14 protein-coding genes are annotated in these 14,787 nt (G+C 57.9%); 5 read left to right on the top strand and 9 right to left on the bottom strand.

Going from position 1 to position 14,787, the window contains the following annotated elements:
* Nucleotides 1-147: 147 nt before the first annotated feature.
* Genes pssM through QMO80_RS18350 form a run of 4 tightly spaced genes read right to left on the bottom strand, consistent with a single transcriptional unit; the run spans nucleotide 148 to nucleotide 3,809 of the window.
* Entirely contained in the window at nucleotides 148-1,050 is a 903-nt protein-coding gene (gene pssM, locus QMO80_RS18335; protein ID WP_283197793.1) for an exopolysaccharide glucosyl ketal-pyruvate-transferase, read from the bottom strand.
* Complete coding sequence (locus QMO80_RS18340; protein WP_283200221.1) at nucleotides 1,047-1,553, bottom strand: DapH/DapD/GlmU-related protein; 507 nt, start codon at nucleotides 1,551-1,553, stop codon at nucleotides 1,047-1,049. Before QMO80_RS18340 ends, pssM begins: the two co-directional genes overlap by 4 nt.
* The gene (locus QMO80_RS18345) at nucleotides 1,553-2,704 is read right to left on the bottom strand and encodes a glycosyltransferase (protein ID WP_283197794.1); all 1,152 of its coding nucleotides are present in this window, start codon (nucleotides 2,702-2,704) and stop codon (nucleotides 1,553-1,555) included. The genes QMO80_RS18340 and QMO80_RS18345 overlap by 1 nt, the downstream gene beginning before the upstream one ends.
* Nucleotides 2,705-2,735: 31 nt before the next feature.
* Nucleotides 2,736-3,809 carry an endo-1,4-beta-xylanase gene (locus QMO80_RS18350; RefSeq protein WP_283197795.1) on the bottom strand — a complete coding sequence of 358 codons (1,074 nt, stop codon included), beginning with the start codon at nucleotides 3,807-3,809 and terminating at the stop codon, nucleotides 2,736-2,738.
* 205 nt (nucleotides 3,810-4,014) lie between these two features.
* Between QMO80_RS18350 and QMO80_RS18355 the strand changes: the two genes are divergently transcribed.
* Nucleotides 4,015-4,389, top strand: coding sequence for a hypothetical protein (locus tag QMO80_RS18355; RefSeq protein ID WP_283197796.1), 375 nt, complete (start codon nucleotides 4,015-4,017; stop codon nucleotides 4,387-4,389).
* A gap of 41 nt (nucleotides 4,390-4,430) precedes the next feature.
* Here the strand turns inward: QMO80_RS18355 and QMO80_RS18360 are convergent, their stop codons facing one another.
* Nucleotides 4,431-5,288 (bottom strand): DUF6030 family protein, encoded by an 858-nt coding sequence (locus QMO80_RS18360; protein ID WP_283200222.1) that lies wholly within the window; start codon nucleotides 5,286-5,288, stop codon nucleotides 4,431-4,433.
* 648 nt (nucleotides 5,289-5,936) lie between these two features.
* On the opposite strand from QMO80_RS18360, the gene QMO80_RS18365 reads away from it, so the two are divergent.
* The 4 genes from QMO80_RS18365 to QMO80_RS18380 all read left to right on the top strand — a co-directional run bounded on the left by QMO80_RS18365 (nucleotide 5,937) and on the right by QMO80_RS18380 (nucleotide 8,940).
* A complete protein-coding gene (locus tag QMO80_RS18365; protein ID WP_049733764.1) occupies nucleotides 5,937-6,362 on the top strand; it encodes a helix-turn-helix domain-containing protein in 426 nt (141 codons plus the stop codon).
* Between the two features lie 332 nt (nucleotides 6,363-6,694).
* Complete coding sequence (locus QMO80_RS18370) at nucleotides 6,695-7,885, top strand: YcaO-like family protein (protein ID WP_283200223.1); 1,191 nt, start codon at nucleotides 6,695-6,697, stop codon at nucleotides 7,883-7,885.
* A complete protein-coding gene (locus tag QMO80_RS18375) occupies nucleotides 7,882-8,589 on the top strand; it encodes a TfuA-like protein (RefSeq protein WP_283197797.1) in 708 nt (235 codons plus the stop codon). The genes QMO80_RS18370 and QMO80_RS18375 overlap by 4 nt, the downstream gene beginning before the upstream one ends.
* A gap of 102 nt (nucleotides 8,590-8,691) precedes the next feature.
* Entirely contained in the window at nucleotides 8,692-8,940 is a 249-nt protein-coding gene (locus tag QMO80_RS18380) for a hypothetical protein (RefSeq protein WP_283197798.1), read from the top strand.
* Nucleotides 8,941-9,431: 491 nt separating this feature from the next.
* Here the strand turns inward: QMO80_RS18380 and QMO80_RS18385 are convergent, their stop codons facing one another.
* The 4 genes from QMO80_RS18385 to QMO80_RS18400 all read right to left on the bottom strand — a co-directional run bounded on the left by QMO80_RS18385 (nucleotide 9,432) and on the right by QMO80_RS18400 (nucleotide 14,781).
* Nucleotides 9,432-9,638 (bottom strand): hypothetical protein, encoded by a 207-nt coding sequence (locus tag QMO80_RS18385; RefSeq protein ID WP_012558648.1) that lies wholly within the window; start codon nucleotides 9,636-9,638, stop codon nucleotides 9,432-9,434.
* 1,146 nt (nucleotides 9,639-10,784) lie between these two features.
* Complete coding sequence (locus QMO80_RS18390; protein WP_283197799.1) at nucleotides 10,785-11,969, bottom strand: glycosyltransferase family A protein; 1,185 nt, start codon at nucleotides 11,967-11,969, stop codon at nucleotides 10,785-10,787.
* Nucleotides 11,966-13,720 (bottom strand): ABC transporter ATP-binding protein, encoded by a 1,755-nt coding sequence (locus tag QMO80_RS18395; protein WP_283197800.1) that lies wholly within the window; start codon nucleotides 13,718-13,720, stop codon nucleotides 11,966-11,968. Before QMO80_RS18395 ends, QMO80_RS18390 begins: the two co-directional genes overlap by 4 nt.
* Entirely contained in the window at nucleotides 13,717-14,781 is a 1,065-nt protein-coding gene (locus QMO80_RS18400) for a glycosyltransferase family 2 protein (protein WP_283197801.1), read from the bottom strand. Before QMO80_RS18400 ends, QMO80_RS18395 begins: the two co-directional genes overlap by 4 nt.
* Between the last annotated feature and the right edge of the window lie 6 nt (nucleotides 14,782-14,787).

Here is a 14,787-nt window from a genome sequence, read left to right on the forward strand (position 1 = left end):
GAACCGCTCCCGAGGTGGAGAACATCGACCGCTTGAGCGGGCCGCATGCCCATCCAAGGTGCCTCTGCTCCTTGCGGGTGCAGAGGGTATCGATGAAGTTGGAAAGCATCATGCCTTATTGCCTCGTCACGAAACCGGTTTGCGACCTCAAAGGGCGCTTGCCGTTTTCTTGGAAAAATCTTGCTTCAGCCGGTTCAGTTCGACCAGCATTCTTTCGTGTGCTCTGACGATCGACTCATCTGTGCTGAGCTGGCCGGGCTTCTCCGCCACCCGCTGCAATGTCTTGACCGTCGATCCGAAGACGTAATTTCCGGTCAGCTGCCGGATGCGGCGGTGACGGAACGTTATGTTCTTCAACAGGGTGGTGTTTTTCCGCACCAGCGACGCTCCGACCTCGACCAGGTTCGACGGGCCGATCGGATCGAAATCGATTTCCAGATCGAGTGCACTCGCCCAATCGTACCACTTGGCCCGATTGCCCGGCGCGATCGGCCGGATCGCCCGCCATGGAACGCGCAACGCGTCCGATATGATGCAGCCATGCATTGCCTCGGAGACGACCTTATGCGACGCGCTGATTTCGGTCAGAACCTTTTCCACTGACCAGCGCGGATCGATATAGTGGATGCCGGCGAGATCACAGACCTTATCCCAGCTACCGTACATGGCGCTTTCATAGTGTGGCATGAAGGAGACCGGGTAACGCTTCTCGATTTTCGACGCATCCCAGCAACTGCGCGTCAATATGCCCGAATCGCCGATGGCGTAGCTCGGATCGATGCCGAGGACCTCGGCGGTCTTCTTTCCGCGCACGAAATAGAAGGTCCAGTTGCCGTCGACCTTCGGCGGGTTGGTGTAGCCGCCATAACCCGAGCCGAAGACGATCTTCTGCATGTTCGGGTCGAAATTGTCGTAGAGAATCGAACCGATGCCGAGAAAGAGCTGGCCTTCGTCATCGTCGAAGAAGCCGGGCAGCAGACGCTCCCAGAGCCAATGGTTCAGTTCGTCGCCAAAATTCTCGTGTTTCCCACGATAGGCAAACATCTTCATCGTGCTTCTCCAGTCGGCAAGTGCGTGACGATCTGCGTGACCGTTTCGTCCTCGCGGGCCATGCGTCCGTAACGTGAAATGATCTTGATGTCGCTGCGGATGATCTTTGCCGGATTGCCGGCCACCAGCGAACGCGGCGGAACGCTCTTGGTCACCACCGAGCCCGAGCCGATGACACATTCGTCACCGATCTCGACACCGGGCAAAATGATGCTGCGGGCGCCGATGAAGCAGCGTTTGCCGATTCTCGTATGAAGGTAGAGCCCGCGGGTGAGATCGTGGGTGAGGATCGCCGCCTCAAAGGCGACATAGGTCTCCGCGCCGATATGAAGGCCCTTCGGATTGGTCTTGTCGAACCGGACGCTTAGGGAAAAGCTTGCCGTCCGGTCGATGTCCATTCCCCAGAATTTCGTATAATAAAGCCACTTGGCCGTCACTATACCGTTCCGCAGCGGCCGAAATACATTCAGTCCCCACTTCGGCTTTTTTCCCTTATGCACCATCAAGTCCGACCCCGGCTGGAAAATTCGTCTAGCACGGAACTGTAATAGTCCTCGAGCATCCCCGTCTGACGACGTAAGTCGAAGCGCTCGGCCACCAGAAGCGGTGCCCGCGCGCTGAAGGCTGTCCACAGGGACTGGTCGTTGAGCAGCCTTCCGACCGCGTCCGCCATTCCCGCGACATCCCGCTCCTCCACGAGATAACCAGTTTTCCCCTCTTCGATCGCTTCGCCCACGCCTCCCGAGCGAAATGCGACGACCGGAGTCCCGACGGCTTCGGCCTCCAGATTGGCGAGGCCGAACGCTTCGGCGTGACCATTGTCGAGTGTCACGCTGCCATGAAGATAAAGCTCCGCACTGGCGAGCAGATCCCTTATCTCAGTCTGCGACAGATTTTCATGGATCGTGACGCTTGGCAAGGAACGACGCGCCAACGCCTCGATTTCCTGTTTCAGCGGTCCCTGACCCACCATGACGAATTCGACCGGCGTGCCGGTCGCCGCCACGCGCGACAGCGCGTCGATCATGAAGCGGTGGCCCTTATAGTCGACGAAACGGGCAATGGAAACCACCAGGCCTTTTTTTCGAGGGCGCGGCTCCATTTTGAAGAGATCGAGATCGATGCCGATATGGTGGCGATAGACGCGGTCGGCGCGAAAGCCGAGCGCCAGCAGCCGGTCGCGGATGAAGTCGGAGACGGCGATGTTCCAGCTGTTCCAGCCGGCCATCTCGCTGCGGCCCTTGGCGAAGAAGCGCACCTGATTGAAGCCGCCCGGCTTTTTCGGATCGCCGCCATAGGTGGCGTCGAAGCCGTGGAATGTCGTGACCAGCGGCTTGCCGGCGGCGCGTGCCAGGGGCCCGATGACATAACCGTTCTTGCCGAAATGGGCGTGAACGAGATCGGCATTGCCGATCGCCGGAAACAGAAAGGGAAGACCGATCTGCGGGATTTTCAGAAGCAGTTCACCGGCCCGCGCAACGGGAGACCGACGGATGTCATGAACCGGAACAGTGGATTTTTTGGTATGGGCGGAAGAAATTCGCGAACCGGCAAGAATTTCAGCTTCGAAAGAACGAAATGCCACCGCCTGGTTGAGAACAAATGCCTGGCTGGCAGGCAAAAATTTTTCCACGTAAATAACGGCTTTTCTCATGAATCTGTCGACGTCTCCGTTGTCTTGCGCATCACATCGCCTCTATTGCCCGTCGGATGCCGTCAACCGCACTTCTCGGCGCGTTGTTTTCGTCGTAGAGATTAACGCGCTTCGTGCACGCCGCCTCGGGACCGGCCGCCTTCTCGTCGGGCTCGCCGTATCTCTCCGACATGCCCCATACCGTCACGCCTTTCAAGTCGCCACGTTCGGCCGCCACGGTGATGACGTCACTGAAAATATCGGCGTATGACGCCGGCGTGAAGCTTTTGTCACGGTTCAGGAAGTGGCAGGAGGCGTCGAGTTCGGTGATGAAAACGCCGATACCCATGTCCTTCAGCGCCGCGCAGAAGCGCCCCATTGCTTCCGGGTCGATGCGGTCGAGGCCGGGGCGGAAATGTGCCTGCAGCCCCACCGCGTTGATCGGCGTTTTCCTGGCGACGAGGTCCTCGACGATTTTCAGGATGCGCGTGCGCTTCTGTTCGAAGACGTCGGATTTTTTCTCCAGATGCGTTTCGTTGAGCACCAGCGTTGCGCCGGGATTGGCCTGATGCGCCATGTCGAAGCTCATACGGATATAGTCGTCGCCAAGAAGGCGTCGGAAAACACAATCCCGCAGATCCGGCGCATCATATTCCAACGGCTCGTTCACCACATCCCAAGCGTCGATCGAGTTCTTATAGCGAGTGACAACCTGTTTTATATGACGGTTCATCGCCGCCTGAATCGTCTTGGCGTCGGTGATATCAGACACCCATTCCGGGACGCGATACCAGATCAGCGTATGGCCATAAACTCTCATGTTGTTTTTGCGCGCAAATGCAACCATAAGGTCGGCACTCTTGAAGCTGAAAACACCCGGTCTCTTTTCCGTCGCATTCCATTTCAGCTCGTTTCGCGGCGTTATCGAATTGACGTTGTCGATATAGATCCCGGAAGCGATCGGGTCGTCGATGTTCTGCAGGTCGATTGCCGATCCGAATCGGAACGACTTGCTGTCGGCAAGGGCGCGCAACCCTCTCGCCGGAGACACCTGTGCCAGGACGTGGCCTGCATTGGCGTACAACAGAGCAAGCGGAATCGAGGCGAGGAAACGTCTTCTATTCATTCTTATCTCTCACTGTTGGCTTTTTTCATGTCCGCGGCGGAATTTAAACGGTCGGGCTGGCCGGCAGCGATCCATCGCGGGGTTTGCGTTCAATTCAGTAGAGTAATGCAACCTCAAATATACTTTCGCACTAGGGGATATGGTCAGTATCTGCTAGACTTTCCAGCTTGCTCCAAGATATAAGCCCTCCTGGAGGGCGCTCGCGATGGAAGATTGGTTTAGCTATCTGATGAGCTGTTTTCATATGGCATTTCAAAATGCCGTTTTTTTTATGGCGGCTGTCCAAAAGGATCTATCCCTTCTCGACGTCAGGCAGTTCACAACCGTTGTCCTCGGTATCGGCGGCGTCATTGTCATCCTGTTTGCAGCGCTGATCAGGACATCCTTGCGGTTGCGTCGCTCGGCAGTCGCCATCAGCTCTCTGAACGATGATCTTGCCCAGGTCACGCAGGACCTCAATGTCGAGCGTGTCTGGCGCCTGGCGGGCGGAGACGGCACCGAACGGCCGAGTGCGGACAGTTTGAAAGAGCTTTACAGGATCCTGGCCAGGCATCACGACGATGCAAGCTACATGGTGTGATCAGCTTATTGGAACCGCTGCACACTTCCGGGCGACATGCATCATTGCGGATGTTCCGCATTTTCTGCCGGTGCCGGTTCCATGCCGGCCTCGGCCGTGGGGTCCGGTGACGGAAGCCATGTTCTGTCGGAAAAATAGCGTCTTGTTCTTTTCTGCGGTCCCGAGGTCGCATCCAGCGATAGCGTGAAATTATAGCGCCCTGCGTTGAGCACCTCACGGGCGAAGTTGATACTGGCTCCGAAGCCGTCTTCCTTGATGTCCTTCAGATTCTTGATTGCGGTCAACGTCTCGTGAAAATCGAGCCATTGCGGTTGCCGCAACATGGTTTCGAAGATTCGCAGAATGCCGGGATCGAGCTGGCCGTTTGGGTCCGTCTCGGGATTGATGATTTTCACACGCATATTGTTGATCGCGCCGGCGGCGTCGCCGCGAACGATGACGAAGATGGAGTTCGGAAGCTGATCCTTCTCCCGCTTGCCGCCCTGTTCGAAAAAGCATTCGAACGTATCGGCGTTAAAGCTCGCCGCCGCCCAATCGCTGGTTTCGATGCCGGCATCACGCAGCGCCGCACACATTGCAGGCCCGGATATTCGCCATGTGCGTAGAAAAGTCGACGCGGTCTGTGCCGACGGCGGTTCGATGATATGCAAGGGAAGCGTGAAGGTGGCTGGCGGCGTCGGGCGGGGAAGGGCTTTGGGGGGAGGCGGCCTGACGTCAGGGGCAGAGAGATCGAAGCCAAAGTAATGGCTCACCGTCTTCAAGTGTTTCATATCGTTGGAAAGAAGCACCGTCCCCATGACCAGCGAGAGGGAGATCGTCAGCAGCAACCAGAAGACCGCGGGAATCTTCGGTTTTCCCAATGGCTGTTTCGCATTTGCGGACGATGAATTATCGGGCAAGCTTGTCTTCTCCGGTGCGAGAAGGGTTTCGATCGGGCTGTCTAAATCCAGCACTATACATTTATCCGTTAAATATCTTTGGCTTCGTGTCGGCAATTGGGCGCCTTTGTGCCTCACCGGATGGGCGCGGCAGCTTCGGCAAAGACGTAGCACCATTCGATCGGGAACCGCTCATGCAGCTGCGCAATATCGCAGCGACGGATCGCGGACGATGTCATTATTCGTTCTGTGAACAGTCCCGGCTGGTCTCGTAATTTCGAGATATTGCTCTGTTCTGGTCGAAAACACTCTGAGCACGCTGCTGCTGGATGCCGGCTTCGACAAGGTCCGTTTTGAATTTGTCGGAAGAATTCCCGTTTTGGCCAAGTCGATGATCGCCGTCGCTCAGAAATCTCTTTAGAGCCCAAAATCTCTTTAAACGGTATCGGGGCGGCCCGCGTTTGGAACAGCATTGCTCTGTGGAATTGCGCGCGCGAGTGCGATGCGCGTCCATTCCAAGGGCGGCCGCTGCTGCAATAATCCATAGGTTGTTTTTGCTATGCGCGGCGCGGAAAAAAATCCTTAAGAAATATTTACTTTTAGTTGCATTCTTGCTTAAACTCTCCATTATACGGCTCGGCATGCTGATGAAGTGGGAGACTTGTTCACATGAAGGCTAAATCCCCGAATTCAATCGACGTCTATGTTGGCAACCGCGTCAGGGTCCGGCGAAAGACGCTCGGGATGACCCAGCACGGTCTGGCCGAACTTCTGGGCATCACCTTCCAGCAGATCCAGAAATACGAAAAGGGGACGAACCGCATAGGCGCCAGCCGTCTTCAGCGCATATCCGAGATTCTTCGCGTGCCCATCGGCTTCTTCTTCGAGAACGGTGGTTCCGGACCGATCGAAGGCGAGACGAGCGAGTTGAACAGGTTTTTGTCCTCGAAAGAGGGGCTGGCGCTCAACAAGGCATTCATCGCCATCGAGGATCCGAATATCAGGCAAAAACTGGTGGCATTGGCCAAAAGTCTGGCAGTTGCGGGGTTGTCCGACATCGACGGTGAGTTGCAAGATCCGGTTATCAACGGCTGAGGACGGAGCGTGCTTCACCTGCAGAGATACGGCGATCTGCGGTTGATCGAGACGAATGGCGACCCGGTCCGCTCTCCGATCAAGGGGCTGTTGACGATGGCCCATATCTATGCCCGAGCTGTGAACTCAGCCATTATGGGTTGGCTCAGTTTCTGCGGAGCGACGTCAAAGCTGAGGGCGGTATATTCAATGGCGAAAATTGGCATCGTGGGGATAGCTGGCGGGGCGGAGGCGGTCGTTGCCGCCTGGTCGGCGTCGCTGCGCCTTGCGGCCGCCACGTCGACAGCCGAGGCGTCATTCTGACGCGCCGGGTCCACTATTCCGACAGGATCATATCGCCGGGGGAAACTCTTTCCCGCGTCGAACCATTCTTGGCCAGGTTCGGCATCACCAGGGTTGCGCGACATACCGGATTGGACGACATCGGAATCCCTGTCTGGTGCGCCTATGCCCCGAATTCGCGGTCGATCGTGATTGCTCAGGGAAAGGGCCTGACCGATCTGGACGCCAAGGTATCCACAATCATGGAGGCGCTCGAACGAGCCGTCGCCGGCGAACCCTTCGTCAAGCGCATCCACGGTTCCTCTGCCCGCCTGCAGGCAATGGGCTGCCAGGCCGACAGATTGAGCTGCCTGACCGCCGTCCATAAACCCGATCTCGGGCCGGATGACGAGACCGAATGGGTTGCCGGCGTCAATATCCTCAGCGGCGAAGAGATCCACATTCCCTTCGAAGCGGTGGTGCTCGACCGGACGCGTGACGCGCGATACTGGATGTCGTCGGATGGCCTGGCTTCGGGAAACAGTGCCGAGGAAGCAATCTTTCATGGCGTGCTGGAGCGTATCGAGCGTGACGCTCATGTGCTGTGGCAGGTGGGCGGAGAAGCCGATCGTTATGCCGGCTGCGTCGATCCCCGCGGCTTTGCGGACGATGCCCTCAACGGGCTGATCGACAAAATCGAAGCATCGGGATTGGCGCTCAGGCTGTTCGATATCACCAGCGACATCGCAATCCCCTGTTTCACCGCCATGCTGGGGCCTGGGGAGCTAAATCAGGGCGCCAGGCATCCTAATGCCGACAGGGACATTCGCCTCGTCGAGGTAACCGGCGGCACCGGGGCGCATCCGTCCCCCGTCCGCGCGGCCATTCGGGCGGTGACGGAAGCCGTGCAATCCCGGCTGACCTATATCAGCGGCGCCAGGGACGATATTTCTCCTGCAACTTTCTTGAGATCCCTCCCGCCGATGATGCGGCGGGCCTTCGATGCGGTTGCCGCACCGCCTGCCGCCCTGCACGGTGACGGCGCGGCAGGATATCGGCCACAGGATCTGACGCAGCAGTTGCAGCATGTGCTTGACGCTCTCAGCAACCGAGGGATCGCCTCGGTCATCTGGGTTCACCTCAGCGACGACACGCTTCCCTTCAGCGTCGTCAAGGTGGTTATTCCCGAGCTCGAAAATCCCGAGGGGGAGCGCGCCCGGCGATTTGGAACAAGGGCTCTGGCCAAGGCGATGGGGTTTTGAAGATCATTTTCGCAGGTCCCAGTCTTTCCGATGCGGCATCGCTTGCCGGCGAGGCGGTATGCGTCCTGCCGCCTGCGATGCAGGGCGATGTCCTGGCTCAGGTGGAGCAGGGCGCCAATGTCATCGGCCTGATCGACGGCGGCTTCGAATATGCCGCACCGGTCTGGCACAAGGAAATTCTCCATGCTCTCTCGCTGGGCGTGGCCGTTTTCGGGGCCGCAAGCATGGGCGCCTTGCGGGCAGCGGAATGTCATCCGTTCGGGATGATCGGGCTCGGCCGCATTTTCGAGGACTATCGCACCGGCCGGCTGGTCGACGATGCCGCCGTCGCACTCATGCATGCGCCGAGCGCGCTGGGCAGCAAGCCGCTGACGATACCGCTCGTCAATGTCAGCGCCACGCTCGATGCGATGGAGGACAGGGGGCTGCTGGCAGGTGGATTGCGCCAGGCGCTCGAAGATGCGGCAAACGCGATCTTTTTCAAGAAGCGGACGTGGCGGGCGATCGTCGGGCAATGTGCTGACATAGCCGAGCCGGATCGTCCGCAGCTGCTGGCGGCGCTTTTTTCGAATTCCGTCGATCAAAAACGCCTCGATGCCCTGGAATTGCTGAAAGCCGTACAGGACGCACGCGACATCCGCTCGAACGCCGATCTGCCCTGGAAACTGCACGCAACCGCGTTCCATACCCGTCCTGCATTGTAAATCGAAGACGGCGATTTTCACCAAGGGTTGTGTCACGCTTTTTTCACGGGCTCGCCCCCCTCTGCGCGCGTATCATGCCTTCAATTCGTTGGAGAAATGGTCATGGGCGTGACATCGATTGCCAAGGTAAGTGCAGAGCAAGGAGCGGAAGACGGCCTGAACGAACTCATCGCGCTGGCGCGGATGATCGCCTACGCGCGACAGGTCGCTCAGGATGTCAAATTGCAGTTCGCGACGAATTGCCTCGATCTGGCGCTCGAGGCCGTGAAGCAGGAGATAGGGGAAGGTTTGACCAGTGAACTGGCCGAATTGGGCTCGCCGGTTCCGCAAGTAAGCGTCAGCCGTCACTAGAGACGCACGAAGCGCTTTTCCCCGGCAAAGGGCGAAGCGCTTTGCCGAGAGTTGCGTAAAAACAAAAGACTAGAGCGGTTCTGCGCTTCCGTGAAAAGTTGAACCGCTCTGATGCATGCCGCCCGGAAGTGTGCAGCGTTCCGGGCGACATGCAAAAACAAGGGACTATAACGCGCGCGCTCGGCACAATGCGTGTCTTGTTATGGACGTGGGCACTCGCGGGACCGTTCGATCCCATTGGGGGAGACAACGGGCTGAAGCCGATGCCTGAGCGTTGGCAAATCCATCTCGATTGCGGCTTGGAGAAGCCCGGCTCGTTGCGGGCCGCGGATGGTCGGCGCGCCTTATTTCAGGGTCTGCCGAAAACGACTGAATGGTTTCAGACGAAAGGTAAACGGTCTCCCCGACGTTGCTTCCGGAAAGGGAAGCGGCGCGATTTCGCGTTCACATATATTCCGCGCGATCGGCCGATCGACGGCCGATCCCTGATCTCAGTGGGTCAAATTGCGCTTCTGCGCCAGCAGTAAAATGTAATCGTCGGCAATGTCTGCGATGGCCATTGCGACTTCCGCCGGATCGCACCCTTCGACCTTCGTATTTGCAATGAACTGATAAACCGCCTTCTCGATCTGCTTGCGGCAGATCATGACGCGTTCATCGTAACCAAATTCCGGAATATGCGATGCTATATCACTCATCAGGTCGGCTCCCTCACTACTTACAGTGACCATGACACAAATTATAAGTTGAGCAAGCAAATGCTTTATCAAGGGTTAATTCCCTGTCGAGGTGCGACCATTTCGACACAGGTGTGGCATATCATAAGACGCCTTTGGCGTGTTGAACGGGATGGGCTCGACGAGGGCCGGCCGTTTGGTGTCGACAGGATCGCGAACGAGGCTGACGCTACGACTTGGCGTCGGGATCTCGATCGTATATGCCGGAACCCATGCGCCGGGCTGAAACGGACGCACCGGCTGCTGGCGACAGAAGCGGCGGAACTGCGCCGTTCTTGCGGCCTAACCATTTGATTTAGCAATATATCGCATCATCGTACTTCTCCGCTGCCGTCATTCGGCGGTCCTAAGCTGCATCGGCAACGCTCGGGCACGCGGTCATTTCCATGGCTGTCGGGCCATCGCTGGTGATCCCCTCGTCGGGATGCCCGGCAAATTAGCGGGCGGCTGAAACCCAAGGTGAGAAGCGGTTTCAACCGATTTTTTGCTCTCCTGAAAAACTGGAACCGAGGTCGGCGGCAATTGAAGACAGAATAAACTGCGGCCGACAATCATGGTGATCAAGAAAATTTTTATCAAAAGGTTAAATTATAAGTTTCAGATGGAGGTTGTATTTAAATATCAATTAAAAGATGACTTAAATCTTATATGTATATAATCACAGGATGTACTGTATTGTTGTTGGTTCGGATTTATTAAGTGTCTATCATGTCCATATATCGGCTGCGTGACGTTGACTGTTGGTAAAATTACATCGTGTCATTCATAAATGGCGGCCCGCAATTGAGATATAGCTTCTGATGTTGCTGGCGCGAGCGGCGGAGCTCCTATCCGTCGGAAAATGTGAGCTTGTCTCGTCAGGCTGATCTCTGCCGGGCGATATCACTATTCCAAGCAATATTTTCTATACGAGACAAAGACGACAGCAATCGCATTTGTGGCGAGCCGCAGGGAAGCAAAGCAGAGGACCCGCCGGGGTGGGTGACGGGTCCTCCAGTATAAATGCTTGCACAGTGCGTAGATATAATTGCAGTTAAATCGTGTATTGTCACACATCATTATTGGGCTGATGGTTTTTTCACGAGTTTCATCGATTTTTACTTGTTGCTATTCTGGCGAAATATCACATTTTGCAGTGTGATGGCGAGATGTTGACTGGTCAGCCGCCAGGCATCGCTTTTGCCGTGACGAGGTCGCAGCAGAGCATTGCCGATCGATTTCCGACAAGCGCCGCAGCAATGTTTTTGTCCTGAAGCGCGACCAACCGCCCACCAAGGAGGAAAGTGGATCTATCTCGTCGAATTTCTTGACATTCTTTTCCTCACTTTCCCTGACCGGCCAAGCTTTGGCCAATGTCCTGCGTGCCGCTCGGTTGGCCTTTGTGAAGATCAACCTGGCCAGCACGGCGGAAGCGAGCATGGGGCTATGATGATAGATGTGCTTCAGCGAGGTCCTGGCGCTGTGCCAATCTTTCAAGATCGCAAATTTCGAAAATGCATAAAGATGCGCCGAAGCGCGGGCGCAGCTGATGACAAAAGCCGGCAGGTCCGAGTTGCGGGCAATACATTGCTCGGTCACCGCCAGAAGGGATCTAGCCATCCGTGATTTATCTGCAGACATGGCCTCGGAGTGAATGCGATATCCCACCAGGCCCAGCGGCACCGTCTCGATTTTGAAATGCTCGGCCGTACGGAGTTCGAAATCGAAATCCTCGCATCCGCCAATCCCCTGCCTGGCATAGCGCGGATCGTAGCCGCCGATCTTGTCGACGACGGCGCGGCGAACCATGAAGCCGCTGCCATTGCCGACGAAGCGGAAGACGAGATGACGCGCTAAAATGCAGCCCCGGGCGTTCAGCGACGAGCCGGATTTCGTGCAATATCCCTCGGAATCGATAAAGCGGTGAAGAGCATAAACCGCCCCCCAGGCGTCCGGCAGAGGATGGAGAGCCGAAAGCATGCGCTCGACATAGGTCGGATGCCATAGATCGTCGGCATCGAGGAAGGCGATATAGCCTGAGGTCGATGCCTCAATTCCGATATTGCGGGCGGCAGCGACGCCGCGGTTGGCTGTCGACAAAAGCTTGAACCTTGGATCTCCGGCTGCGAAGCGGCGACAGATGGACGCCGTCTCGTCGGTCGAGCCGTCGTCGACGATGATGATTTCCAGTGCCTTGTGGGTCTGATCGACAACCGATTGGAGTGTCTGGGCAAGGTAGGGGCTGGCATTATAGGCGGGGATCACGACCGCCACCTCAATCCCTGATATGGCCGAAAGTTCCATCGCCGTCACCCGAGCCTGGAGGTGGATGTGGGCGGGCTAAGATCGATGCGGTTTTTCATCAGCCGGGCGACAGCCGGCCGATGGCTGACGACGATCAGCGTTCTGCCGGCGTCTTCCTTCATCGCCGCAAACACTCGCATCTCGGTATCCTCGTCGAGCGCGCTCGTGGCTTCGTCCAGCAGCAGGATCCGAGGCCGGCCGGCGAGCGCGCGCGCCAGGCCGATGCGCTGCCTTTGGCCGCCCGAAAGCCGGATCGCTTCGTCGCCCAGCCATTCATCGAAGCCATAAGGCAGATCTTCGATGAACTCCGTGGCGCAAGCCAGATCGGCGGCCCACCGGATATCCTCCTCCGAGATATCGCGCCGAAACCTTATGTTGTCGAGTACCGTGCCCTCCATCAGCTCGACGTCCTGGCCCGACACGGAGAGCAGTTGCAGCCAGCTGGAGCGGTCGACCGTTGCGAGATCCCTGCCGTCGACCGTGATCCTGCCTTGGGTCGGCCGGCTGAGGTCGAGGATCATGTTGAGGATCGTCGTTTTGCCGGAGCCGCTTGGCCCCGTCAGAGCGGTCGTCTCGCCTGCTGGGATCGAAAAGCTGAGATTGCTGACAGCCGGGGCATTCGCACGCTCATAAGCGAATGAGACATCATGGAAGACGATCGCCTCTGCGAGGCGCGTTACCGGCTGGCCTTTCGAGGCGTGTTTGATGTCGTCTTTTTCGGAAAGCAGCGCCAGAACGTTCTGCAGCGACGCTTCCATCTCGTAAAGGCTGAGGATCTGGGAGTCGAATCCTTTGATATGCGGCTGGAGCCTGTAAAGAAGGATGGTGGCCGAGAGTGCCGCCTTGAAATCCACCGGCAGGAACTCCGAGGACAGAATGATCGTCAGGATGACCCCGAAGGTCAGGATCTCGCTCAGAAGCGAGGTCATCGCCCCCATCCAGTCCGACCGGCGCCAGGTCTGGCCGACATCGCTGGAAAGCGCCTCGAAGAGGTGCTGATGACGTTTTTCCAAGCCGAAGCTTTTGACGGCTTTTAAAGTCTGCAAAGTTGTCCAGCTCAACTGCGTCAAGGCTTCCACCGCCGACAGCGCCGAAGCGCCGAGCCGGCGGTAGGCACCGGCAAACAGACCCAGCGCGAAATTGTGGATGAAGCCGAAAGCGAGCCCAAGCAAGGCGATCGGCCAGGCCATGACCAGCATGCCGACGCCGAAGATCACGATCGTGCCGAAATTCACCCCCAGACGCACCAGGCTGGCATGCGCCGACGATACCGCGTAGGATTCGGTCGCGATGACGTTGATCAGGTCGCTCCGCTCATAATCCTGAAAGCGCTGGAACGGGATGGTCAGGACCTTGGCGTAGAGGCGGTCGCGCATGCGATCGCTGATGCGGTGGTTGACGGTGCTTGATATGAGCGCATTGGCACATCCCAGAAAGATCCGGAACAGGATGGAGCCGATGAGGATGCCGATCAGGACAGGCTTTGAAAGACTGAGGTCGATGCCGCCGAAAAACGCCGGAAGCCATGCAACGGCGGAGCCGGAAACCGGGCCTTGCTGCCCGAGAAGAAAGACGAGGCTGACCAGAAAGGTGATGCCGACCATTTCCGAGAAGCCGGTGAGAATTCCGAGGATGATCATCACGGTCATCTTCAGCCGCAGCCCCGGCACTAGCCGCTGAAGCTCGCGGAACCGCGCGGCGACGATCAGATTGTAGGCTCTGGCGGGCTTGGGGGAGGCGGGTTTCCGAAACCTGTTCATGGCCGGCCATCCCTGGTCAGGCTCATCGCCTCTCCGACAGGCGCGGTGGTGAAACGATCGCTGAATGCCGTTCCGGCTTGCGGAATGGTCGCCGCAAAGCGGGTTTTCGGTCGGGCCGGGGGTTTTCCGAGGGCGCGCCTTGCGATCTTGATGCCCTGGCGTTTGGCCTGCCGCCAGCTTTCCTGCACGCCATGGACGAGCAGCTGCGGCGTATATTGTCTCAGCATCATCGGCGTGAGCTTGTTGAGCTGGGCATAATCGCCGTCGAAAAAGGCCTTCTTGAAATACCAGCGCGCAGTGTTGAATTGGGCGGCGCGGATATCCCGCGCCAGGCGCGGATGGCGGGTGATGATCGGGGCCATCACCAGGGCGTGGGATTTCAGCATGCGATAGGCGTTGCTGGACATGTTTCCCCGGGTGAAGCGATAGCCGGTGAGGAAATCCGGGACCAGGGCGAAGGGCAGGGTCTCGGCGAGCGCCAGATAGAGTTTCAGATCCTCGCAACCTTCCGCACCGGCGTCGCGCAGCCCGGCGTCATAGCCGCCGCAGGCAAGGACCGCCGCACGCGGCATCAAAGGTGTGCTGCCATTGCCGATGAAGTTTTCCCTCAGCAGCGGTTCGAAGATGTCGCCTTGATGCAGGACCGGCCGCGAATGGCCGAAAATAATGCCGTTTTCGTCGATCGCCGCATACCAGTTGTAGGCCACCCCTTGTCCCTCGGGAAATTTCGCCAGCGCCTGCAGCTGGAGTTCGATTTTCTCGGGATGCCAGATGTCGTCGGCATCGACGGGTGCGATATAGAGGCCGCGCGCCTCTTGGATGCCGTGGTTGCGGGCGCGCGCCACGCCGCCATTTTCCTGGCGGAGAACCCGGACGCGGCCGTCGGTGAGGCCATAATCGCGGGCGAGATCGAAGGTGCCGTCCCGCGATCCGTCGTCGACCACCAAGATTTCAAGCTTGCCGTAGGACTGGTTGGTGATGCTTGTCAGCGTTTCCAAGAGCGTCTTCTCGGCGTTGTAGGCCGGTATGACAACGGTGATGAGGGGGCTCGCGGCGTTCATGACTTT

The organism is Rhizobium sp. BT03, from assembly GCF_030053155.1.
In the GTDB taxonomy this organism is placed as follows: domain Bacteria; phylum Pseudomonadota; class Alphaproteobacteria; order Rhizobiales; family Rhizobiaceae; genus Rhizobium.